Origin of the sequence: Paenibacillus sp. FSL R7-0272 (assembly GCF_037969905.1) — a bacterium.
GTDB lineage: Bacteria > Bacillota > Bacilli > Paenibacillales > Paenibacillaceae > Paenibacillus > Paenibacillus polysaccharolyticus.
Genome location: NZ_CP150221.1, coordinates 5,106,623 through 5,129,673, shown reverse-complemented (window position 1 = coordinate 5,129,673; position 23,051 = coordinate 5,106,623). Strand labels below are relative to the sequence as shown.

The 23,051-nt window shown below is 47.4% G+C and carries 25 protein-coding genes; 18 read left to right on the top strand and 7 right to left on the bottom strand.

Going from position 1 to position 23,051, the window contains the following annotated elements; translation table 11 throughout:
• Positions 1-74 precede the first annotated feature (74 nt).
• From wecB to MKY23_RS22585, 7 genes are all read left to right on the top strand, one after another.
• Positions 75-1,166 carry a UDP-N-acetylglucosamine 2-epimerase (non-hydrolyzing) gene (wecB, locus tag MKY23_RS22615; protein WP_339832381.1) on the top strand — a complete coding sequence of 364 codons (1,092 nt, stop codon included), beginning with the start codon at positions 75-77 and terminating at the stop codon, positions 1,164-1,166.
• Positions 1,159-2,145: a polysaccharide biosynthesis protein gene (locus MKY23_RS22610; RefSeq protein WP_090919276.1), complete on the top strand. Its 987-nt coding sequence runs from the start codon at positions 1,159-1,161 to the stop codon at positions 2,143-2,145. The genes wecB and MKY23_RS22610 overlap by 8 nt, the downstream gene beginning before the upstream one ends.
• On the top strand, positions 2,142-2,969 hold the full coding sequence (locus MKY23_RS22605) for an SDR family oxidoreductase (RefSeq protein WP_339832377.1): 828 nt from the start codon (positions 2,142-2,144) through the stop codon (positions 2,967-2,969). Before MKY23_RS22610 ends, MKY23_RS22605 begins: the two co-directional genes overlap by 4 nt.
• On the top strand, positions 2,951-3,892 hold the full coding sequence (locus tag MKY23_RS22600) for an NAD-dependent epimerase/dehydratase family protein (RefSeq protein WP_154985021.1): 942 nt from the start codon (positions 2,951-2,953) through the stop codon (positions 3,890-3,892). The genes MKY23_RS22605 and MKY23_RS22600 overlap by 19 nt, the downstream gene beginning before the upstream one ends.
• Positions 3,889-4,605, top strand: coding sequence for a glycosyltransferase (locus MKY23_RS22595; protein ID WP_154959644.1), 717 nt, complete (start codon positions 3,889-3,891; stop codon positions 4,603-4,605). The genes MKY23_RS22600 and MKY23_RS22595 overlap by 4 nt, the downstream gene beginning before the upstream one ends.
• Before the next feature lie 273 nt (positions 4,606-4,878).
• Positions 4,879-5,595: a glycosyltransferase gene (locus MKY23_RS22590; RefSeq protein WP_339832371.1), complete on the top strand. Its 717-nt coding sequence runs from the start codon at positions 4,879-4,881 to the stop codon at positions 5,593-5,595.
• Between the two features lie 260 nt (positions 5,596-5,855).
• The gene (locus MKY23_RS22585) at positions 5,856-6,410 is read left to right on the top strand and encodes a GNAT family N-acetyltransferase (protein ID WP_221790783.1); all 555 of its coding nucleotides are present in this window, start codon (positions 5,856-5,858) and stop codon (positions 6,408-6,410) included.
• Between the two features lie 121 nt (positions 6,411-6,531).
• On the opposite strand, the gene MKY23_RS22580 is transcribed toward MKY23_RS22585, so the two are convergent.
• The gene (locus tag MKY23_RS22580) at positions 6,532-6,702 is read right to left on the bottom strand and encodes a hypothetical protein (protein ID WP_167375712.1); all 171 of its coding nucleotides are present in this window, start codon (positions 6,700-6,702) and stop codon (positions 6,532-6,534) included.
• Positions 6,699-7,937, bottom strand: a complete 1,239-nt coding sequence (locus MKY23_RS22575; RefSeq protein WP_339832368.1) for a glycosyltransferase family 4 protein — start codon at positions 7,935-7,937, stop codon at positions 6,699-6,701. The genes MKY23_RS22580 and MKY23_RS22575 overlap by 4 nt, the downstream gene beginning before the upstream one ends.
• A 193-nt stretch (positions 7,938-8,130) precedes the next feature.
• On the opposite strand from MKY23_RS22575, the gene MKY23_RS22570 reads away from it, so the two are divergent.
• Together MKY23_RS22570 and MKY23_RS22565 are read left to right on the top strand one after the other, a co-directional pair.
• Positions 8,131-8,490, top strand: a complete 360-nt coding sequence (locus MKY23_RS22570; RefSeq protein WP_221790779.1) for a hypothetical protein — start codon at positions 8,131-8,133, stop codon at positions 8,488-8,490.
• A 241-nt stretch (positions 8,491-8,731) separates the two neighbouring features.
• A complete protein-coding gene (locus MKY23_RS22565) occupies positions 8,732-10,222 on the top strand; it encodes a DHA2 family efflux MFS transporter permease subunit (protein ID WP_336121960.1) in 1,491 nt (496 codons plus the stop codon).
• A 93-nt stretch (positions 10,223-10,315) separates the two neighbouring features.
• On the opposite strand, the gene MKY23_RS22560 is transcribed toward MKY23_RS22565, so the two are convergent.
• Complete coding sequence (locus MKY23_RS22560) at positions 10,316-11,389, bottom strand: glycosyltransferase family 4 protein (RefSeq protein ID WP_186809768.1); 1,074 nt, start codon at positions 11,387-11,389, stop codon at positions 10,316-10,318.
• Positions 11,390-11,627: 238 nt separating this feature from the next.
• Between MKY23_RS22560 and MKY23_RS22555 the strand changes: the two genes are divergently transcribed.
• From MKY23_RS22555 to MKY23_RS22535, 5 genes are all read left to right on the top strand, one after another.
• A complete protein-coding gene (locus MKY23_RS22555) occupies positions 11,628-12,776 on the top strand; it encodes an ABC transporter ATP-binding protein (protein ID WP_339832364.1) in 1,149 nt (382 codons plus the stop codon).
• Positions 12,773-13,489, top strand: coding sequence for an ABC transporter permease subunit (locus MKY23_RS22550; RefSeq protein ID WP_154959638.1), 717 nt, complete (start codon positions 12,773-12,775; stop codon positions 13,487-13,489). Before MKY23_RS22555 ends, MKY23_RS22550 begins: the two co-directional genes overlap by 4 nt.
• Before the next feature lie 4 nt (positions 13,490-13,493).
• Complete coding sequence (locus tag MKY23_RS22545) at positions 13,494-14,888, top strand: GldG family protein (RefSeq protein ID WP_154959637.1); 1,395 nt, start codon at positions 13,494-13,496, stop codon at positions 14,886-14,888.
• Positions 14,885-15,892: a DUF4340 domain-containing protein gene (locus MKY23_RS22540; RefSeq protein WP_186811752.1), complete on the top strand. Its 1,008-nt coding sequence runs from the start codon at positions 14,885-14,887 to the stop codon at positions 15,890-15,892. Before MKY23_RS22545 ends, MKY23_RS22540 begins: the two co-directional genes overlap by 4 nt.
• Positions 15,893-16,101: 209 nt before the next feature.
• A complete protein-coding gene (locus tag MKY23_RS22535; RefSeq protein WP_339832359.1) occupies positions 16,102-17,118 on the top strand; it encodes a YhcN/YlaJ family sporulation lipoprotein in 1,017 nt (338 codons plus the stop codon).
• A 106-nt stretch (positions 17,119-17,224) separates the two neighbouring features.
• On the opposite strand, the gene MKY23_RS22530 is transcribed toward MKY23_RS22535, so the two are convergent.
• On the bottom strand, positions 17,225-18,064 hold the full coding sequence (locus tag MKY23_RS22530) for a methyl-accepting chemotaxis protein (protein ID WP_336121964.1): 840 nt from the start codon (positions 18,062-18,064) through the stop codon (positions 17,225-17,227).
• Positions 18,065-18,394: 330 nt separating this feature from the next.
• On the opposite strand from MKY23_RS22530, the gene MKY23_RS22525 reads away from it, so the two are divergent.
• Positions 18,395-18,622, top strand: coding sequence for a helix-turn-helix transcriptional regulator (locus MKY23_RS22525; RefSeq protein WP_090919235.1), 228 nt, complete (start codon positions 18,395-18,397; stop codon positions 18,620-18,622).
• A gap of 104 nt (positions 18,623-18,726) precedes the next feature.
• Here the strand turns inward: MKY23_RS22525 and MKY23_RS22520 are convergent, their stop codons facing one another.
• The 3 genes from MKY23_RS22520 to MKY23_RS22510 are packed head-to-tail and all read right to left on the bottom strand — an operon-like array spanning position 18,727 to position 19,764.
• Positions 18,727-19,059 carry a hypothetical protein gene (locus tag MKY23_RS22520; protein WP_339832357.1) on the bottom strand — a complete coding sequence of 111 codons (333 nt, stop codon included), beginning with the start codon at positions 19,057-19,059 and terminating at the stop codon, positions 18,727-18,729.
• The gene (locus MKY23_RS22515) at positions 19,056-19,358 is read right to left on the bottom strand and encodes a hypothetical protein (protein WP_260511110.1); all 303 of its coding nucleotides are present in this window, start codon (positions 19,356-19,358) and stop codon (positions 19,056-19,058) included. Before MKY23_RS22515 ends, MKY23_RS22520 begins: the two co-directional genes overlap by 4 nt.
• A 52-nt stretch (positions 19,359-19,410) precedes the next feature.
• Positions 19,411-19,764: a hypothetical protein gene (locus tag MKY23_RS22510; RefSeq protein WP_221790766.1), complete on the bottom strand. Its 354-nt coding sequence runs from the start codon at positions 19,762-19,764 to the stop codon at positions 19,411-19,413.
• A 286-nt stretch (positions 19,765-20,050) separates the two neighbouring features.
• Here MKY23_RS22510 and MKY23_RS22505 point away from each other — a divergent pair, with 286 nt between their 5' ends.
• From MKY23_RS22505 to nagA, 3 genes are read left to right on the top strand one after another with little or no spacing between them, the layout of a single operon-like run.
• Positions 20,051-20,914: a MurR/RpiR family transcriptional regulator gene (locus MKY23_RS22505; protein ID WP_221790764.1), complete on the top strand. Its 864-nt coding sequence runs from the start codon at positions 20,051-20,053 to the stop codon at positions 20,912-20,914.
• Between the two features lie 3 nt (positions 20,915-20,917).
• Complete coding sequence (nagB, locus tag MKY23_RS22500; protein ID WP_221790761.1) at positions 20,918-21,646, top strand: glucosamine-6-phosphate deaminase; 729 nt, start codon at positions 20,918-20,920, stop codon at positions 21,644-21,646.
• Positions 21,643-22,866 carry an N-acetylglucosamine-6-phosphate deacetylase gene (gene nagA, locus MKY23_RS22495; protein ID WP_339832350.1) on the top strand — a complete coding sequence of 408 codons (1,224 nt, stop codon included), beginning with the start codon at positions 21,643-21,645 and terminating at the stop codon, positions 22,864-22,866. The genes nagB and nagA overlap by 4 nt, the downstream gene beginning before the upstream one ends.
• Positions 22,867-23,051: the final 185 nt, after the last annotated feature.

Below are 23,051 nucleotides of genomic sequence, written 5' to 3'. Positions count from 1 at the left end.
AACTCACGTTAAAAGAGAGGGACTTTAATACAAGAAAAGGGGTTTCTAACACACGACAGAAGGCAGGGATGACGATGAAGATCATGACGGTGCTGGGTACGAGACCTGAGATTATTCGACTCAGCCTGATCATTTCCAAGCTGGACCAGTATGCGTCCAAACATATTCTGGTGCACACGGGACAGAACTTCACAGAAAGTCTCAGCGGTCTTTTTTTCAAGGAAATGGGTCTGCGTGCCCCGGATTACGTTCTTCAGGATGAGGCTGCCTCATTGGGGAGACAGCTGTCCTCCATGTTTACTCAAATGGAAGATTTAATTCAGCAGGAGAAGCCTGACAAATTGCTCCTGCTTGGAGACACCAACAGCGCTTTGTGTGCGGTACTTGCTGAACGTATGGGCATTCCGGTAATTCATATGGAGGCTGGCAATCGCTGCTTCGATCTGGATGTACCAGAGGAGAAAAACCGCCGCGTGATTGATGCGATCTCGACCATTAACATGCCATACACCGAACAAAGTAAGAAACATCTTGTCAGTGAAGGTGTGCCTAGCCGCCGCATTGTGCTTACGGGCAATCCGATCTACGAGGTGATGGAACATTACGGTTCACAGGTCAATGCCAGCAAAATTTTGAAAAAACTCAAGCTGAAGCCCGGACAATATTTTCTCGTTACCGCTCACCGAGCTGAAAATGTCGATCACCCTCCTCATCTGCTGGAGATTATGAAAGGGCTAAATCAAGTCGCGGAGGAACATGGGCAACGCGTGATATGCAGCATTCATCCGCGAACAGCGATTCGCATTGCCGAACATCTGCAGCTGGAGATGCATCCGCTGGTGGAATTCCATGAGCCGTTTGGATTTTTCGACTTTGTCATGCTGGAGCGACATGCACGCTGTGCGCTCACAGACAGCGGAACGGTTCAGGAGGAATGTTGCATCATGGGGGTGCCTACCGTAACGATGCGTCGCACGACAGAACGTCCGGAAACGGTAGACTGTGGCAGCAATGTGGTCTCCGGCCTAGATGCCGCGCGCATTGCGGATTGTGTGAACGTGATGACCAAACTGCCCAATGACTGGGATTGTCCGCAAGGTTACAAGGCAACAGATGTGTCCAGTAAAGTGGTCAAATTTCTGCTTGGAGGGAAAATGCATGTTTGAAAATAAGCGTATACTCGTGACTGGCGGTACGGGATCATGGGGGTATGAGCTTGTCGCTCAACTGTTGCCCCAGCAGCCAAAAGAAATTATTGTGTACTCTCGCAACGAGTCCAGTCAGGTAGCGATGAGTCGTGATTTTGAAGACCCGCGCCTTCATTTCCGCATTGGTGATATTCGTGACAAGGATGCCTTGACGGCGGCCTGCCAGCATGTGGACTATGTTTTCCATCTGGCTGCACTCAAGCATGTACCGGTATGTGAAGACCAGCCGTATGAAGCACTCAAAACAAATGTGATCGGCACACAGAATGTCATTGAAGCGGCGATTGAAAATAAAGTGAAAAAAGTCATCTATATTTCGACCGACAAAGCGGCCAATCCTTCGAACTTCTATGGAATGACCAAGGCGATCGGTGAGAAATTGATTGTTTATGCGAACCTGCTTCATAGTGATACGAAGTTTGTCACGGTACGGGGCGGCAATGTGCTCGGCACCAATGGCAGTGTAGTGCATCTGTTCAAAAACCAGATTCGCCAAAAAGGCCAGGTATCCATTACGGATATGGGCATGACCCGGTTCTTCCTTACACTTAAGGACGCGATCAAACTTCTGTTCAAAGCCTCGGTAGAAAGTGTTGGCGGCGAAATCTTTGTTATGACGATGCCAACATGCAAGATTGTCGATCTTGCCGAGGTTCTCATTGAAGATTCTGGTGTGGAAAACGTAGCGATTGTAGAACGCGGCGTTCGTCCGGGTGAGAAAATCCATGAAATTCTGATGAGTGAATTCGAGAGCATGACGACGGTTGTCTATGACGAACAGTATCTGGTGATTTTGCCTACGCTCGGCATTCCAGGATTACGTGAACATTACACCAACTGCCCACCGGTGCCATACAGCAGCTTTAGTTCCGAGCACCAACTTATGACCAAAGAAGAGATTCGTGAAATTCTGAAGCGCGGAGGGTTTCTATCATGAAGCTGCTGATTCTTGGGGGAAACGGAATGGCCGGCCATATTCTGGTCGACTATTTCCGCCGTCAAGGTGTGCATAGCGTCTTCTACACCACGCGGGACGTGACTGATCCGAATGGGTTGATCCTGGATGTGAATGACAGCTTCATGGTCGACAGGCTTGTAGAAGCGGTGCACCCGGACGTCATCATTAACGCGGTTGGTGTGCTGAACAGCTTCGCGGATGAAGATAAAATTGGCGCCTATCATATCAACGGTTTTCTGCCGCATCGCCTGCGGCGGATGGCCGATTCCATTGGTGCACGTCTAATCCATATCAGCACAGACTGTGTATTCAGCGGTGATCGCGGAGCATATCGGGAGGACGATGTGACGGACGGTACGTCCTCCTATGCGATTACGAAAGCACTCGGTGAAGTACAGGATGAAGGGCATCTGACGATACGGACGTCCATTATTGGACCTGAAATCCGGCAGGGTGGTATCGGTCTGATGCAGTGGTTTATGTCCAGTACGGGTGAGGTCGGCGGGTACACACGTGTCTTCTGGAATGGCGTAACCACACTTGAACTTGCCAAATGGGTAGACCATTATCTGGATTCTCCAGTCAGTGGCCTGATCCATCTTGCTCATCCTGCACCAGTCAGCAAACATGATCTGCTTGTATTGTTCCAGCAGGTCTGGAACAAACAGAATGTGAAGATTATACCGGATGATAGCATGGTTCAGGATCGCACGCTGGTATCCACCCGTGAGGATGTGAAGACAAACCTGCCGGACTATTCAACTATGCTGAAGGAGCTGGCATTATGGATGGAGCAGAGCTGACGGGCAAAAAAGTACTGATTACAGGCGCCTCCGGTTTTACAGGACGACACGCTGTAACCTATTTTCAAGGTGCCGGTGCGGATGTTGTAGCCGTTGTTAGGCGGCCGGATGTATATTCGTTTGGTAAAAACGTGGACGTATATGTCTGTGATCTCAATAATAAGGAACAAGTTCGTGAACTGATTCAGGAGATCGAGCCGGATTATGTGCTTCATCTCGCTGGCAAAAACTCGGTACCAGATTCCTGGGCTGATCCACTGTTAGTGCTCGAAACGAACGTAATGGCGGTGTTATACCTGCTGGATGCTCTACGCATCTGTCCGAAGGCCAGGACGGTAATTGTAGGGTCCAGACTCAAGTACACACCGGAACCTGGGCGCATACCCCAGCCACCACATCCTTACAGCTTGAGCAAAGCGCTGGAAGAGATGGTGTCACTGTCTTGGAAGTCCCTGTTCGGTCAGCAGATCATGCTGGCAGAACCGGGTAATCTGATTGGTGCCGGGCCCTCTACGGGCATCTGCTCTCTGCTTGCCCGCCATGTGGTTGCTTGTGAGCAGACGGGCAAAACAGAAGCGTTTCGTCTATCCGGGCGAGATAATACACGTGATTTTCTGGATGTACGGGATGCGGTTCGCGCGTATGCTACCTTACTGGTGCATGGCACCAGCGGAACCGTATATCCGGTGGTGTCCGGGGTGGAACGGAGCCTTGGCGAGATCGCTGATCTGTTGATGTCGATGACAGAAGCCAAAGTACCGATCCGCTGGGATGGTACTTCATCTGGGCCGGATGGAGCAGGGAAACAAGAGGAAATGTCGGAACTGCGCAAATTGGGCTGGCAACCGCAGATCTCATTTGAGGCATCACTACGCGATATTTTGAGTGATGTTCGTACCCAGCAAGGGAGGACAACAGGATGAATCCGCGTGTATCCATCGTGATTCCGTTCTACAATTGCCCTTACGTGCCGATGGCGATTCAGAGTGCGCTGGATCAAACCTATCCCGAGGTCGAGATTATCGTTGTTAACGACGGCTCAACAAGACATGCGGAGCTACTCCAGCCTTATCTGCCCCGGATTAATGTACTGGGCAAAAGCAACGGCGGCACCGCCTCTGCACTGAACCACGGCATTCGGCATGCTTCGGGGGATTATGTGGCTTGGCTGAGCTCGGATGATTTCTTTTATCCTGATAAAATTCGTTACCAGCTTGAATTCATGCAACGTGAAAATGTTCTGGTCTCCCATACGAATTTTCACTATATCAATGAACATTCGGCGGTGACCAAAATGCATGGCGGGCCTGAGCCGATGTCTGAACTGGATTGTCTACGCCGTTTTAATGGCGGTAATCCGGTCAACGGATGCACGGTCATGATTCGTAAGGATCTATTCAGCGGCGTAGGGCTGTTTGATGAACTGTTGCCTTATACCCATGACCTGGATCTATGGCTGCGAATGCTGCTTAATGGTCATCGCTTCCCGTACCTGAATGAGCCGCTAACGGCGTATCGCTGGCATGGGGGGATGGGATCGGTGCGTCATGCGGACGTGATCGGCAGAGAAGCGTCCATGGTCTGGTCGAGGTATCGCGAACCGTTGTTGCAGCGTATTGCTGCACTCGGCGGGTAGTGTAAGGGGCCGTTATGAAGCCGCGTAGCGTGCTGATTAGCGGCTTCTTTGGCGCAGCCTTTTGGTAAGAGAGAGGTTAGGATATGGGACGTACGCATAATCATGAGCTCTATATGCATGAGGATGCCGAAGGCTGTGACGGTTCTGCAATACGCTGCAAAATGTACGTTCACCCTGCTGTGAATGCCCGATACTGCGGGTTGAAACCTTCATATACTGGAGGAGACGCAAGAGTTTGCTTTGCACAGATTTGAGGAGGAAGGGGATGCCCGGATGGAGCCGAAGGTTTCGATCGTGATTCCTTTTTATAATTGTCCATATATCGAGCAGGCCGTTCATAGCGCCCTTCACCAGACGTATCCGCATATTGAGGTGATCGTGGTGGATGATGGTTCGACCAAACATGTGGAGCGGCTACAGCCGTTTATGGAAGAGATTCATTATATTCGCAAAGAGAATGGCGGCACAGCGACCGCACTTAACGAAGGCATCAAACATGCAACAGGAGACTATTTTGTTTGGCTCAGCTCGGATGATGTGATGCTGCTGAACCGGGTGGAAAAACAGCTGAAGTTTATGCTTGATGTCAAAGCGTCGTTCTGTCATGGGGCGTATCATTACATCAATGAACATGGTGAATGGCTGGATACGGTGCAGCCTGAGGTGGGAAGCCGTCTGGAGATGTTACAGGTACTGATGGAAGGTTGCCCGATTAATGGCTGCACCGTAATGGTGGAAATGGAGGCGTTTGAGCGCTTTGGGGTGTTCGACACGGATTTTCGGTATACGCATGATTATGAGATGTGGCTAAGGCTGTTCCCGCTGTATGAACTGTTCTACTTTAATGAACCACTGATGTGTTACCGGCTGCACGAGTCGATGGGCACGAAACGTCATTTCAAGGAACTGGTCGCGGAGATGGAACGTGTTCAGGAGAAACACCGTCCAATCCTGCTTAACTTGTTGCACGTTGGCGGGTATTGGAAATGATGGACGATTGCAATTGTAGGTCTATCTAGCAGAGCAACATGGATCAGCAGGATGATTAGCTAAAATACGGAGTATGAGGAGCGAATACCTGAGCAGCAGTGGAAGATGCTACTCAGGTATTCGCTCTTTTTTTGAAAAGGATGAGATAGCGAAATTCCTGTATAATGAACGGTGACTTGTACATAGAAGGGACTGAATGATGCGCAGATATCAATATTGGATAACCGGACTATTAACTACTAATAATGGAGGTTAACGTATTGATTACCGAATTACACACGACAAGACTACATTTAAGTCAAATGAAAGCTTCCGACTCGACTGAGCTCTTTCAGGTATGGTCTGACCCAGAGGTCGCCATGTTTATGAATATTTCCCCGTTCTCGGATGAAAAACAAGCGCTGGAGATGATTCAGTTGCTCGCTGATCTGGCTGAGGAAAAGAAGGCTATCCGCTTCTCCATTATTGAAAAGGAATCGGGTGTGATCATGGGCTCCTGCGGTTATAACTATCTTGATAATGAACAAGCTAGAGCCGAGATCGGGTACGATCTGGCCAAAGCTTACTGGGGTAGAGGGTATGCAATGGAGGCTGTATCTGTTCTATTAACTCACGGCTTCTCTTCTTTGAAACTCAATCGGATTGAAGCAAAAGTTGATCCCCGTAACGTGAGCTCTATTAAACTGCTGGAGAAGCTAGATTTCACGCGGGAAGGAACGCTGAGAGGTTACGAGAGAGCAGGAAGTGGATCAGAACCAGGTTCGATGGATACGTTTAATGATCTGTATATGTATTCAAAGTTGGCATCCGACTAAATAGAAAAAGTGTTGAGGTATGAGTAGATTATGAAAAAAAGAAGCTACAGATTTAGATCTGTGGCTTCTTTTTGTAATGCTTGCACATTAGCCTTGAAGAGGCTACTCGGAGAGTAATTTTTTAGTCCTTTTCATTCAAAATAACCATGGATACCGGATCGGGAAACACATATCCTTTCGGAAGCTTTTGCATAAGTGCGTTCATCGTCTCGTAATCCACCTCAATGTGGGGCGTGGAGACGGGAACGGAAAACCAGCGATTATACAGATCACTTGGAACAAGCAAGGTCATGCCCGGAGTCCTCCTCTATAGATCGCTTCTTGATATACATCCAGTGTACGTAATCCCATTTCTTCCAAGGAGCGATGCTGTTCAGCCCATGATTTGGCGGCGGCTCCTACCTTTTTGCGAGTTGCATCATCCTCAAGCAGCGCATGCAGCAGCTCGCTGAGTGAATCGGCATCTTGCGTGGGAACGACCCACCCGGTGTGCCCCGGTTCAACCATTTCGGGCATGCCCGCTGTGCCGCTGACGATGACGGGAACGCCTGCAAGCTGTGCTTCGGTAACAGAAAAAGGCTGTGTGTCCTGAAGGCTTGGCTGCACATAAATGTCCGCTTGTTTGAGAAAAGAAGGGATGTTGTCCAGCTTGCCCCAGAATATGATATCTTCGGCAATACCAGCGTTAGAAGCCTGACCACGTAACTCATCCAGCAGATTGCCTTCTCCTGCAATCCAGCACACCCAATCCGAACGTTTGGTCTTCAGGCTGGCGAGCGCCTTGATCAGCACATGAACCCCTTTGATATATTCAAGTCTTCCGGTAAAAGCAATAACCTTCTTGCCCGCAGGTGCGCGATGAGGGAACCTGGCAGCGGCAGCTTTACGATAATTCGGCAGATCGACAGCATACGGAATTTGTCTGAATTTGGACTCCGGCACGCCGAGTTCAGTCACCGTGCTTTTAATCCAGTGACTCGACACCAGAATCAATTCAGATTGCGCCGCGCTGCGTTGCTCCAGTGAGAGGAAATAACGTCCGCGTTTGGATTGCAAATAGGCAGATAGTGTTAACTGTGGATTGGAATTTTGCTCATCGTAGAACGCTTCGCGAGCAAGAGCTCCATGGTAACTTGTAACGAGCGGTATGTTTCGCTTCATAATCCGTTTGATCGCTACAGCTGCAACAGGGTCTTGAGCATGAATAACGTCATACTGTTCCACGCCAAGATAGGAAGCAGCCATCTCAAAAGCATATCTGTTCAATTCGTAATAAGCCAGCAGTGAGTCAGCTGTGAATTGTGGAAGGTCGGTTGGGTTAAGCTTGGCTTGCAACATGGGCCATACCAGATCTTTCGAGAAAGAACGATTGAGATTACGAACATATACTTCATTTTTGGCGCTGTTTGTGCCCATGATATCCACTTCAACACCGAGGGCACCGAGTCTGTCGGCGAGTTGTTTAATATATGTCCAGATGCCTCCCATATGTGTAAGTTCCCAATACGTAACGAGCAGAACTCTCATAATGACCTCCTTGTCGCGGCCTGCACAGGCCGAACTCCTATCCTGTTATTCTATGAAATAAACGGGAGTTCAGGTCGGGCATCCGTTGCAATCCTTAAAATTAGGTGACTGTACATGCCAATGGACGAGAAGAAACATATTCTGTCTACAGGGAGAATTGCGAAGAATTCAGGCTCCGCAGGAGGGATACAAGATGGCCGTATATATCATCCAGATGCATGAGAATTTGCTTCAAACGTTTATTCCTGTGAAATATATGGATGTGGAAGTTGCTTATGTTGGAGATGGGGAAGGAACAGATGTATACGTTGGAGTAGGCGGAATTTACGGAGAAATGTACCGAAACTTATTTCATGTAAACCCAGGCTCCGGAACGGCAGCAAATAGCTATGTCATTCATAATCTGAATGTGTCCGGCGAAATCTGTGAGTTGAAAATCATAAGTAATAGTTCAGTACCAAACCATCTGTTGATTCGAATCTACTGTCGCAGCGGGGATGGACAGCTCATCGGCGTATTGTCGGAGCATCAGATGATCAAACTTGCTGATTAATGTGTACACAACGATACGGAGCAGGCGAGAGGCCTGCTTCTTTTTTTGTCGTTTTTTTATATAAAACAGTGCCTTGAAAAATAGCTTGACAGCAAAGGTATTTTCATTAAAATTAAACCAGTATAAAACGAAAGTTTAAAACAATGATTTAAAACGATGGTTTGAAACAATCGTCATTATAGGCAGTGCGCAGGCCGGGTCACCCTGATGCCATTGCGACGCCGGAAAAGAGAGTGAGTGCGTGAAACAACAAACATCAGTACCACAGGAGACAGAAGAATTTTCAATCAGGACGATTATTCTGCCGCTTCTATCGATTATCGTCGGCATGATTATGGTCATTCTGGACAGCACGGTCGTTAACGTAGCTATTCCAAATCTGGTACAGTACTTCGAGACAGACCTGAAAACCATTCAATGGACAGTTACAGGGTATACACTCGCCTTGTCCGCTGTAATTCCACTAGCAGGATGGCTGACCGACCGTTTCGGGGCCAAAAGAGTATTTTTATTTACGATTGCCATGTTTACCCTTGGCTCTGTATTGTGTTCGATTGCTCAATCACCAGAGCAGTTGATTCTATTTCGTGTCATTCAAGGACTTGGCGGAGGTATGGTTGCTCCAATCGGGATGGCCATGGTGTTTCGTCTGGCTCCGCCAGAACGCAGAGGTTCCATTATGGGGATGCTCGGTATTCCGATGCTGCTTGCTCCTGCGCTCGGTCCGGTATTGTCCGGCTGGTTTATTGAATCGGTCAGCTGGCACTGGATTTTCCTGATTAACCTGCCGATTGGTATTGCGGCTTTCATTCTCTGTGTTCGATTCTTACCGGATACCGACCGTGGCCTTACACCTGCTCTGGATTTGCTGGGAATGATTCTTGCACCAATTGCTTTCTCCATGCTGGCGTATGGTGTAAGTGAAGGCGGCACGAGCTGGACGTCTGCGACAACACTTACGGGCGTTATTGTTGGCGGAGTAGCGCTTATCCTGTTTATTATCGTAGAGCTTCGTCAAAAAAATCCGTTGCTTGAGCTTCGGGTGTTTACCTCTTCCGACTTCTCCAGAGGTATTGTCCTAGCTTGGGTAGCCCAAGTGGCTTTGTTCGGCTCGATGATTCTGATCCCGCTCTACTTGCAGCAGATCAAAGGATACACGGCACTCGAGACAGGACTAATCCTGCTGCCTCAAGCGCTGGCTTCCGGGATTTCCATGCCACTGGGTGGCCGATTGTTTGACAAGATTGGAGCAAGACCACTGGCCTTTGTAGGTCTGGGTATTATTTCAGGAGCGTTGTTTATTTTGTCCTCGATTACAGCTACGACAGGGCTGGGTCTTATTATTACAGCCTTGCTTATGATGGGATTTGGTATGGGCTTGTCCATGATGCCACTGAACACACACGTATTGAATGCGGCACCGCGCAAACTGGTGGCACGTGTGACACCTCTGACAGCTGCTGCGCAGCAGGTCGTGGTATCCTTTGCGGTAGCAGGTCTTACCGGGTTTCTTACCTCTCGTGTGACAAGTCACACCATGGGTACGGAGAAAGCGGATATCGTAAACGGACTGGTGAGCGGATTCAATGATACGTTTTTCCTCGCAGCGTGCATTGCGCTGTTCGGTTGTGTGCTTAGTCTGATTCTGCGTAAACCAAAGCGTGTAGCTGAATCGGAACCGGAATTGCAGACAGGAGATAGTCCTGACCCTGCAATGATGATGGGACATTAATAGGTATCTGCCTGACAAAGGCAGTATGCAATAAATTGAAGGCAGTCCAGAAGCATATGCTCTCTGGACTGCCTTTTTGCATACCCATCGTGCTCAATGAAAAATTCTCAAAGCCGTCATCATTTCGCGGAAAGAGGCTGCGTATCGGTCGGGTGAAAAGGATATACTCAGATGCTGTCTTCCCTGGATACGAATATATTCCCGAAGTTTCTTGTTGTTCATTAGATCCATTGCCTCGTTTACTGCGGCATGCACATCGCCAATCGGATAGAATTTACCCGTTTTGTTGTGAGTAATAAATGAACGAACGCCATCCGAATCTGTACTGAGTACAGGGCAACCACAGCTAATGGCTTCGGCTACGGCATAACCGAAACCTTCGAGTAAAGAAGTGGATAACATAATCCCTCCTGAAGCAGCAACCATGGAATAGAAGGTTGGCATTTCCGAGTGGGGAACGTTCACAAAGATCCCGATGCGATCTTCTAATCCATACTCGGCGAGCAGATGCCGAAACATGACCTCATCTTCCGGATTAGCCAAGGTGGGATCGTGGAAGAGCCACAGCCTGGCTTTTGGTTTCTTTTTAATAATCGCATGGGAAATTTCGAGGAACTCACGCCAGTTTTTGTTGTGCTCCAGACGTCCGACCCACGCAAGAACCGGGTAAGGCGGAGTGTCCACAGTGATCGGGGCAAAAGCATCCGTATCCAGCATGTTGGGGATGACAAAACGATGAAGCCAAGGGCAAATATGGATGAACATATCCAGCAGATGATCGGTTGGGGGTATTACAGCAGCATCGCAATGAGCTTGAAGGTAGGGGACAGCCATTTCAATGGTTTCCAGTGCTTGTTCTCGCGTGCCCAGACCTTGTGCTTCAAAAATGATCCGACCTTTGTAACCCAGTCCTCTCAAACGACCAGGCATGGCAATATCCGAAGTGGTAATAATGGCATCATAGTGCTGACTGTGGATTAGATGATGAATATCCTGGTCACTGGATGCGGTGAAAATACGAGTATCACTGTTATTCTGCAAGCCTGAGCCTGTATTCAAATACAATAGATGTGCCTCTATGCCATGACGTTTCAATACAGCGGTTCGCAGTCGGTTAAGCGTATCCACACCGCCGCTGGGAACATAGAACGTGAACAATACTTTCACACGATTCACCCTCTGACTTTTGGTCAGGAGCTCATTCTCCTGTACTGTATGTTACGTATGACCCAAGGGCGGGGTGTGGGTACAATGTTGAAAGTTCACAATTTAGACAAAAAAAATTAAGCTTTATTTTAAGTGATCTTAAGCTGCGGCTAGCGTACATCCCATATCATACAAATAACTTCCCATGTTGTGTTTAATCGCGCTACATGGGTATTTTTAACGGGAAAGGATGAAGGACGTGCTCGAAGTGAGACAGGTGAGCAAAGTGTACGAGGGCCAACGCGGTGTGCACCAATTGGACTTCACCATGGAGCGAGGCGAGATCGTTGGATTTCTGGGACCCAATGGTGCTGGCAAAACGACGACGATGCGAATGATTACAGGATATCTGCATCCAACAGAAGGTTCAGTTCTGGTCGATGGTGTATCGGTCCATGATCAGGGGCGTAGTGTTCGCTCGAAGATTGGGTATCTTCCAGAAACGCCGCCGCTTTATCCGGATATGACGGTGCAGTCATATCTTAAATTTGTCGCTAATCTGAGGGATGTTCCGGCGCGTGAGGTCAAACTTCGGATTAGTGAGATGGTCAGCAGGCTGGGATTGCAGGGCAGGGAAAAACAACTGGTGCGCGGATTATCCAAAGGTTATAAACAGCGGCTGGGATTAGCAGGAGCGATCATACATAAGCCAGACCTGCTGGTGCTGGATGAACCTACCTCTGGACTTGATCCGAACCAAATTATCGAGATTAGAGATTTGATTCGGGAACTGGGTGAAAATCATACCGTATTACTTAGCACGCATATTTTGCCTGAGGTAAGCACACTATGTAACCGAATGCTGATTATTAATCAAGGGAGGCTTGTGCTCGATGGATCTCCGCAGGAACTTGGGTCTGCAGTGGGAGAGCGTTTCAAAGTGTCCCTTGAAGTCAAAGCAACGGAGCAAGAACTGCTACAGGTGCTGAATCCTTGGGAGAAGGCAAAAAGTGAAGTTATTCCATTATCATCAACGTCTTCGTTGTCTTCATCCTCTAAAGGTAACACAGAAGCAACAGCAAGTGAACTAGCAGGGGAAGATCATACAGCGGCTTCAGTAGCAGAGACAACCGGTACACCAGATACAGTAGAAACAGCATCTCATCTAGCTTCTACTGTTCACGTAAGGCTCACCGGGGAAACGTCCGAGGATTTCCGGGAAGAGCTGTTTTATCTGTTATCGGGTGCAGGTTTGCCAATTCTGGAGATGAAACGTGAAAACCTGAGCTTGGAGCAAATATTCCTGAAGTTAACAACGTCCGAACCAGAAAACTACGATGCTGCAGACGCGCAGGACGTATCTGATCCCAAGGTCTCAAATACGGGTTCAGAGGAGGGAAGCCAATGAGAAGAATGCTGGCAATCTGTAACAAGGAGCTACAGGCGTATTTCCTGTCACCAACCTCTTATTTTGTTTTTGCCGTATACGTGCTGATGACGAGTCTGTTGTTTTACTCCAGCTTTGTATATGTTCAGCCGAGCATTGTAGACTATCGCCTGGTCTTGGGTGATACATTGTCCATGCTACTTTTTGTCGTGCCATTGTTAACGATGCGACTCGTTGCAGAGGAGTTCAGGCAGGGAACAGACGAGCTACTGTTGACTTCACCGACACGAGTGACCGAGATTATTTTCGGAAAATATTTGGCTTCACTGGCCATTTTGCTCGTGCTCATTCTGTGCAGTCTAGTGTATCCATTCATCATGTCTTTCTACGGGAAGCTGGATCTGACATCCGTCTGGTTGTCTGCACTTGGTTTGTTCTTCCTCGGCGCCAGCATGATGGCGATTGGAGTGTTTGCTTCCACGTTGTCTCAGCATCAGATGGTGTCTGCGGTGGCGGGTTTTATTATGTTGCTCGTTTTGTGGATGCTTGATTCATTCGCAGGTAATACGGGGTCCATTTTACAGAAATGGCTTGATCCGTTTGCGCTGACAAAGCACTTTGACAACTTTACCAAAGGTGTGCTGAGCGGACCGGATGTTCTATACTATGTCACACTTACGGGTGTGTTTTTATTGTTAAGTATTCAAATCGTGGAACGGAAGCGGTGGAGGTGAGAAGATGAAAAAATGGTTAAGTCATACCAACAGTACCGTCTTGTCCGTCGCGGTGATTGGCATCTTTATTTTGCTAACCCTGTTCCTGAATTCGCTTGGCGGCTTCCAGCTCGACCTGACCTCGAATAAACAATATACACTATCCGACCAGTCCCTAACGGCGATCAAAAATGTCAAAGATGATGTCAACATTCTCGTGTTAACGGTTGAAAATGCAAACAATACCGTCCTGAACCGCGAAGTGGCGGATATGGTTGAAGAATATACTAAACGCAGCAGTAAGCTGAAAATGAAACAGTATAACTTGACGCAGGAACCAGCGCTTGCCTCCAAATACGGGATCACGGGCAGCTCGATTGTGCTGGAGCAGGGAGACCGGCATAAGGTCATCGATATTGCCAGCTTGTTCACTGCAAACGGGGACGGTAGCGACGGGTCTTACCAGTTTACGGGTGAGGAGAAATTAACACAGGCACTGATGAACCTTTCCTCTACGGAGACGAAAAAAATGGTATTCCTGACCGGACATGAAGAACTAAGTCTGGATCAGATGGGCACTTTACGCTCTTCACTGGAACAGAATAATGTCACAACAGAGGAGTTGCAACTGAATCAGGCTGGCAAAGTACCTGAGGATGCCGATGTACTCGCTATTATTGGGCCACAGCGTGATCTGAGTGATGCTGAGCTTAAGGCCGTACGGACATATATGAGCAGTGGAGGTAAGCTGTTATTATCCCTCGGTTTTGCAGAAGATATGAAGTCCAGTTGGAAAAATATCGATGCATTGATCGCTGACTACGGTGTAGTTGATGAGCATGCAGTTATGGTGGATAACAATCAAGCCAGTACAATGGGCCCGCTGTGGGTGTCCCCTGAGTACGGAAGTCATGCGATCACAGACAAGCTTGCTCAGAACAAACTGTACCCGATGCTGTCTCTGTCGATTGCACTAACCAGCAAGGAGCAGGACAAATACAAGCTGTCTCCGTTAATGCATTCCTCCAATGAAAGTTACGGAGAGACCAATATTAGCGGTTTGCTGCAAAATGAAACGAACAATGACAAGGAGGTGGACATCCAGGGCCCTGTCGAACTCGGTTATGCCGCGGATACGTTGGATGGCAAACCCAAAGCCGTCATTCTGGGGTCGTCCATTTTCATGCAGGATTCGGAAATTGCGAGTGGCGGCAATCGGGATTTCATTTTGAATACCGTGAATTATTTGAGTGAAAAACAAGACGGTCTGACGATTCGTCCACGCGTACAGGCTGGTTATGAGATAGCGTATCTGAATGGTCAGCAGGCCAGAACGATCTTTTTTGTAGCGATTGTGGCATTCCCGCTTATCTTTGTGATCATCGGTGTACTCTTATGGTGGAGGCGCAAACGGGTATGAAAAAATTAATACCAACGTTGGTGGTCGTTGTTATATTGATTGCAGGCTGGGTGTATGCGGCCAATCAGAATTATTTTCGAGAAGAAGAGACCGTGCAGGCCAAACTTCTTGGTATATCATCAGCAGATATTCAGGCGATTACACTGCATGAGGGGACTGAAGATAAGTCCGGAACAGGTACAGATTCAGATGCTGTGTCAACGTTAGAACTAAAGGACGGCATCTGGCATATGACTGAGCCGAAGAACTATCCTCTTAATGAGTACAGTGTTGGTAGTTGGCTCGATGCGATGAGTAGTGCTGACCAGGAGATGGTTGTCGAAGAGTCGCCAAAGGATGTTGAGAAGTACGGCTTGGGCACTGCGGCTACACGTCTGGATATCAAAGTGAAAGACGGGCGTGAATTCAAACTTGCTATTGGTAGCCAGTTACCTGCGGGGGATGCACATTACGTTCGGGTGAATTCGGGAGCGGTGGTTGCTGTGAAAAATGATGCGGTGACCAACATTGCTCTCACACGCCGCCAACTGCTGGATACAACTCCATTTAATATGGATGAATCTAATGTGCGTACGCTGGAATGGGAAGGCGAAGAATCGAGCTGGATGTTGAAGGCATCAGCAGAAGGGGATACGGCGTCTGAACATACGTGGACCATCAATGGAAAATCCATTAAGGCAGAAGATGCGATATCGCTGATCGGTCAAATTAAAAATTTGACTACCGCCGATGACGTTCGTAAGGCGTCCGAATTAAAAGATGCGATTCCTCGATCCACTTTGTCAGCCCAGCAACAGGTAAACGGGAAAGAGACGACTACGGTATATCGGTTGCTGACGACCTCTTCCGAGCCAGATACCATCTGGGTGATCACTCCGGATGAAGGGTGGGCCTATACGATGGATGCGGCTAGTTTGAAAGAAATGGAGAAGGTTGCGGAAAAACTCAAAACTTCCACAGTGTCTTCGGAGCCTGCAACGTCCCAGACATCTTCGAAGAAGTGAGGTAAGTTAGAACAGAGCAGTGTTGCTATATATGCAACACTGCTGTTTTTTATTTTGCATGGGGAAAAGTACAGAGTTAAATACATAAACCTATAAAAATGAGTCAGCTTGGCAGGTTAAAGTGCCATATCCTTTCAGCATATCGGTAACTTCATACGAGCATCCTATCTATGTGAACCAAACCAACCACATTGGAGGATGAACATTACATGCCAACAGTCAAAAAGGCAAAAGCGATTACGTTATCATTATCTACTGCAATTTTTGTAATGGCCGGCTTGACGGGTTGTGGAAATCGCGATAATAACATGAATACCCAAAGTGTTCGTGAACAAGCCCATGGTATCAATCGTTACGGCGTTGAAACCAACGGCATGGACGGCATCCGTGCAAGAAGTTACCGGATGCACAATGTCACAGACCTGAGATCCAGCGATGAACTGGCAAAGCGCATTACTGAAATGAAGGAAGTCGAGTCAGCTCACGTCATGTTAACGGACCGTAATGCTTATGTTGCTGTGCGTCTGGCTCATGGGCATGCAGGCAAGCTGGGTAGCAAATCGATTGGTCAACCGGGCAGTCGTCTGAATGGCACCATGCGTAACCATGCCAGCGATACGATGCGTGGTGGCTTGATGAATGAGGATATGGGCGGTATGCGCGTTCATGGCGGTTCGGGCACAAATTCCCCATACAGTACAAGCGGAATCGCTCCGGGACTTAATACGGGTACAGCAACTGACCGTAGCCATATGGGCAATGATCGCGGCATCTATGGCACGATGGGCACGGGAACAATCGGTATGATGCGCGGTTTGACGGATAGTGGCAAAGCCCGCCCAATGAACGAAAGTCAGTATGGCACAAGAAGCGAGCGTCCACGTATGATGGACAGTTCGGATGACAACACACCTGAGGAAATCAAAGGTAAAATTTCAGCCAAAATCAAGCAGTTTGCACCAAACGTGGAGAACGTATATGTGTCTGCTAACCCCGATTTCGTAGGCCAGGTGGAGAACTATGCAACTGATCTGCGCAATGGTAAGCCAGTCAGCGGTATGATTGATACGTTCCAGTCGATGGTGGAGCGCATTTTCCCAACGAACGCAGGTGATACCCATAACCGTGACGGTATCCTGGGTGATGGCGTTATGAATCGTAATCACGATGGTCTAATGAATCGTAACCATAATGATGGCGGCATGATGAACCGTGTGACTCGGTAAAACAGTGAAATGAACAAATGTGCCTTTGCAGAAGATGTCTATCCACTGCAAAGGCACATTTGTTTCTACATAAGTACATTACTTGGCCAAAAACACTAAATATCTATTAAGATTCATGAATGCTAATTAATTTATGCATGAATTTCTTTAACTCTTTGGTCGTTGCGTTCAAGTGGTTAATCGTTTCCATAAATTCGCTGACGAGCTCAGCCTGTTCCTGTGAACTTGCCGTAATTTCGCCAAGGTCGTTATCTAACAATTGGATGGACTGTCTCACTGTCAGTAAGGACTTCTCAATTTCGTTAGTGGCGTTTTTAGTATCAACAGACAGTTTGCGAATTTCCTTGGCAACTACCCCAAAACCGGCTCCTGCATCCCCGACACGTGCGGCTTCAATGGCCGCATTAAGGCCCAGTAAGTTCGTTTGCTCGGAGATCTCACGAATAAATCCGGCAACCTGAGTTACACCGCCAGAAGTCTGAACAGCTTTTTTCGTATTGCCTAACATCTCTTCGGAGGTAGCGCTCAGCTCTTCCGAATGAGCTGCAACATGCTGCACACTGTCCACCAGTTGGCTGGTTAGTCCTTCAACGATGTTCATTAGCTGCTGTAGCTTATCCTGGTCTTCCATGCTATATACGAGGGTAAATACTGCGACAATCTCGTTAGCGACGTTTTTGACAGGGATGAAAGCAACATCAAAGGGGATGCCAAATACCTCCTTCGGAAAGTGACTGTATGTCGTTGTTGTGCCGTTTTGCAGATCTGCAAAATTCCGATTAGCTTCAGGGAGTGGATCTCCCGTCTTAAATTTCAGTTCCTTCAGCGATTCTCCTGAAGAGAAGTACAGATATTTCTCTCGATCAATTAAGGATAAGGTCACATCTTGTCGGATGGCTAACCGAAAATAAGGCATGCTTTCAATTAGTGCTTGGATAATGTCCATTAATGTGTGGCTCCTTTTATTGAACGCTATCAATTGTAATACAAGTTGTTTTAGGTATATCGGTTCTCTAGTGAAGAAAATGAATAAAAGAGTAAGCACGAATTTGAAATACTGCAAGCATACAGAATTCACTTGTTCTTTCACAATGAAAATGGAGCAAGCAATGATTGCTTAAATGGATTGTTATGTGCTGACCCACCTGAACTGCCCATCCACCTGCCCATTTTTCTTATAAAACTGAACCAACGCCCTTGATCTGACATAAGATGAGTTGACTGTATCCCCTTAACCTTGTTACACCAACACAACCCGAGCAAGGAGGGGTGAACATTGAAGGGTATCGATCATCATAAAAGCAAATTTTTGTTAACCCACCGTGAACGCGAAGTATTCGAATTGCTGGTTCAGGACAAAACAACGCGTGACATCGCAGGGCAGTTATTCATCAGCGAGAAAACGGTGCGTAACCATATCTCCAATGTGATGCAGAAACTCAATGTTAAGGGTCGTTCGCAGGCAGTTGTAGAGCTAATCAAGCTCGGAGAACTTAAGATTTAGCCTGCGAATTACAGTTAAAAATGAGGGTAACACAAAAGCCTTTCTCTATCCTTCAGTATGAAGCATGGGGAAAGGCTTTTATGTTTGTTTTTTAACGAATACAGCTACTTTTCAAACGCTATACTCATGGATTCAAAATCAACTTTACATTTGGCTCTCATCATGAAATCAATACCAATAATTCCGTCAAAGCCATAGGGCTCTCGAATTGAACCAAGTTGAAGAGGGAAATCAGCTAATTCAATATGTCCAATGAAAAAGTCAGGAACCTGTTGCTCATAGAAAATTTCACTGCCAATTGTTTCTAAAGCATCGGTATCAAAAACAGTTGCCGCACAGCCTGTATCGAAAAGTATATTATTCAAAACAATGGATCGTTCATTATGAGTTACAGTCAAGGAAATGATAGGTAAGCCATTAATAAGTTTTAGCTTCATGTTCGTTGCCTTACTCCTGAGAAAAACTCCTCAACAACTTCCACATCGCTTCTACTTGTATGAAAAACATACAACTCGCGTGAGGGGTGAAGTTTATGCATCTCTTTATACCCACTCCATGCCTTTTGAGGGTCATCATAGTCTTGAATAACTGACATGTCCTCCAACTGACGTAGCTGATTATTGGAACTCGCCTTAATTGCCTCAACTAGCACAAAACGACCTGGATGCAATTCAGTAATGTCCTCCCATTTCACTGGCTTCACCTCGCTATGAAACTGATGATCTATGTATAACATAATCCTCCAATGTTAAAAGGAAGCTACAATCCCAATCCACCTCTTGATCACTTTAGTGGAGCCTGCTTATGCTTCTGAAAAAAACCTTCCATCTTTTCCTCGAAAACGGCTGATAAAATAACTGCTCTAACTCCTTATACTGTGCCTCATTTAAATGCAAAAACAATGCCTTTTTGACGATTTTAGCGGCAGGCTGTGATGAGTTGGCGCGTCCCGCCACTTTTCGTTTGAGCGGCACACGAAATTGCAAAAAATCTTCGTAACGTGTCCAACCTTCCCAGCTCAAGCGGGCTCCTCGTTTCCAGTCAATGGCATAGAGAGCTAAGTAATTGTGGGCGGTGTCACTACGCTTGGCGGCAATGATCCAGACGTTTGGGACGATTTTATTACGCTGTCTACGATTCATGAGCAGTTCCCCTTTTTATATCCTTGAAAGTATCAACACATATAGACTCATCCATTTGTTCTGTTGTTGTTAAATTACATACGATTAACTTTAGCAGACTGTGTGAAAACTTCAAATGAACTGAAGATGTGACTAAGCCTGATTGATTAACATAATGGACTTATATCAACTCCAGCGAAAATCCTCTTGCTTTGCCAGAGCGCCTTGCTTAAAATAAGAATATAAAAATTATTTTCTTTTTAAACTATAAAATAATAAAAATAATTTTCATATTAAAGAGGTGCTTATGGCAGCCATCTTACATGCATTGAAGCAAGAATTGCACAATTTGCCCTCTCAGGAGAGACGAATCGCTGAGGTGATTATTCAATCGCCATCGGACGTGCCGGGGATGACCATTAACCAGTTGGCTGAACAGAGCGGGACAAGCGCGGCGACCGTGACTCGTTTTTGCAAATCATTTCATTTCAAAGGTTTTCCCGATCTCAAAATGAAACTCGCCGCCGAGCTGTCGCACGCACCGAATGAAACAGCTTATCAGGATATTGTTGCGGGCAACCCGTTATCCAAAATCGTCGAGGCGATTGAAGCGAATCATCTCGCATCTATTGCGGATACCACACGGTTGCTGGATTTGGGCAGGCTGGAACAAGTGGTGCAGCTGTTGTGCCAGGCCCGGCGTATTGACCTGTACGGTGTGGCGACTTCGTCCATTGTTACACAGGATTTTTACCAAAAGCTGGTGCGGATCGGCAAAAGCTGTACTGCCTTTTCCGATTCCCATATGCAGATTACATCCGCTTCCTCGCTTGGGCAAGGAGATGTGGCGCTGGCCGTATCGTATTCAGGTGAAACACCAGAGACGATCGATGCCTTGACCTGTGCCAAAGAGGCTGGAGCTTCCACCATCTCGCTGACGTCATATGGCAGTAACTCACTCGCTGCCGTATCGGATATCCCGCTTTTTACATCTTCTCTCGAAGAAGGAATGCGGCGCGGGGACATGGCTTCACGCATTGCGTTGCTACATGTGATTGATATTTTGTTCACAGGCATGGTCAGTGCAGATTTTGATCAATTTATACCTAAACTTGAGCAGTCGTATCACAATGTGCAGTCCTATCGTTTCCATCACACCGGAGGTGCTTGACAGATGAATATTCGTATTTTTGAAAATGAAGAAGATTTGAACGCAACAGGTGCAGGCTTGATCGCCAGCTTGCTGCAAACGAAACCTCGTGCCGTACTCGGACTTGCAACAGGTAGTTCACCTGTAGGTATTTATAAACAGTTAATTACGCTCTATCAAAAAGGTTTGGTGAGCTTTGCGCAGGCCTCTTCGTTTAACTTGGATGAATACGTAGGGTTGCCTACAGAGCATCGTGAAAGTTACCGCAGTTTTATGAATGAGCAGCTGTTTAATCATATCGACATCGATCTATCCCGCACGAATGTGCCGAATGGCGAGGCAATAGATTTGGAGGAAGAATGTGTGAATTACGAGCTACGTTTGGAGGATCGTGGGCCTGTGGATCTGCAACTGCTCGGGATCGGACATAACGGCCATATCGGTTTTAATGAACCTGGAACGGAATTGACGGGGCGCACCCATGTGGTGGGTCTGAAGGAAGAGACCAGAAAGGCGAACGCCCGCTTTTTTGACAGCATCGAGGAAGTTCCGGCGCAAGCGATTACGATGGGGGTCGGTTCGATTTTAAAAGCAAAACAGATCCTGCTCATTGCCCGTGGAGAAGAGAAGGCGGAGATTATTCGCGAAGCGTTCATGGGTCCGATTACCACATCCTGTCCTGCATCTCTGCTGCAATGTCATCCGAACGTGGTTGTATTACTGGATCGAGCGGCAGGGAGGCTGGTTAGATGACCGAATCTAATCCTAAAGTCAGTGAGGCTGAAGGTGAGAAAAGCATAACCTTGCTCCGCGGCAGACTATTGCTTGCCGATGAGCTGCTGGAAGACGGTTTGATTGCCTGGCGCGCTGGGAAAATCGTATATGCCGGCATACCGGAAGGTCTGCCTGAATCCCTTCGGCAAGAAGCGGGAGCGATTCCTGCCAAAGGGAAAGGCTTAATTGTGCCTGGTTTTATCGATATCCATGTCCATGGTGGTAACGGGGAAGATTTCATGGATGCCAGTCCTGACGTATTGGACAAGATCACTTCATTTCATAGTTCACAGGGGACGACCGCGATGCTGGCGACATCGATGACGGCTCCGAAGGAACGTCTGGATCATGTTTTGGCTGAAGTAAATCGCTACCGTTCGGATGAAATGCCGTACGCTCAGCTGGAAGGCGTGCATTTGGAGGGACCTTTTTTTAGTCCAAAGTGGCCTGGGGCACAAAATCCGGATCATATCGTGCTTCCTGACGTTAGCTGGCTACAAGGGTGGGAAAAGCAATATCCCGGTCTCATCCGTCAGGTGACGTTGGCACCAGAACGTGAAGGTGCACTGGAGGTCATCTCCTGGCTACGGGAACAGCGGATCACGGCTGCGCTCGGTCACACAGATGCAACTTACGATGACGTACAACGCGCAGTGGAGGCCGGATTGCATCATGCCGTGCATACGTTTAACGCGATGACACCGCTACACCACCGTGAGCCGGGAACAGCAGGAGCCGTGCTGAGTGACCCGCGTATTAGCGCCGAAGTCATTGCCGATGGTATTCATGTGCATCCTGCCGCGATTTCGATCCTTGCTCAATTGAAACAAGGCAACGATCAGCTGGTGCTGATTACCGATGCGATGTCAGCGGCAGGGCTGGAAGATGGCGAATACAAGATCGGTGATCTGCCCGTTATTGTGAAGAACGGCGAAGCTCGTTTGAAAGAAGGCGGCGCTCTGGCAGGAAGCACGTTGACTATGGTTCGTGGATTCCGTTATCTTGTGCAGGAAGTAGGGCTGAGTCTGATCGCTGCTTCTAGAGCAGCCAGCTTGACGCCAGCACGTTTGCTAGGTATCGACCATCGAACGGGTTCCCTGACGAAGGGGAAACAGGCAGATATCGTTTTGCTGCATGAGGATTTGGAGATTGATACGGTGTGGGTGAAGGGAAGAAGGATTGATTATGCTAGAGAATGATACTAGTGAAGATTTCCATCCATATGGCCTAATTATAAAATAACATATAATATCAGGAAATAGCCGCTATCTATAAGAGTAGATAAGCGGCTATTTCCTATGTGCACATCATAATTCAACGGAGTATCTAGGAAGAGGTGTTTATGGTTATATATATTTTTCATTTTTATGATTATTTTACTTAT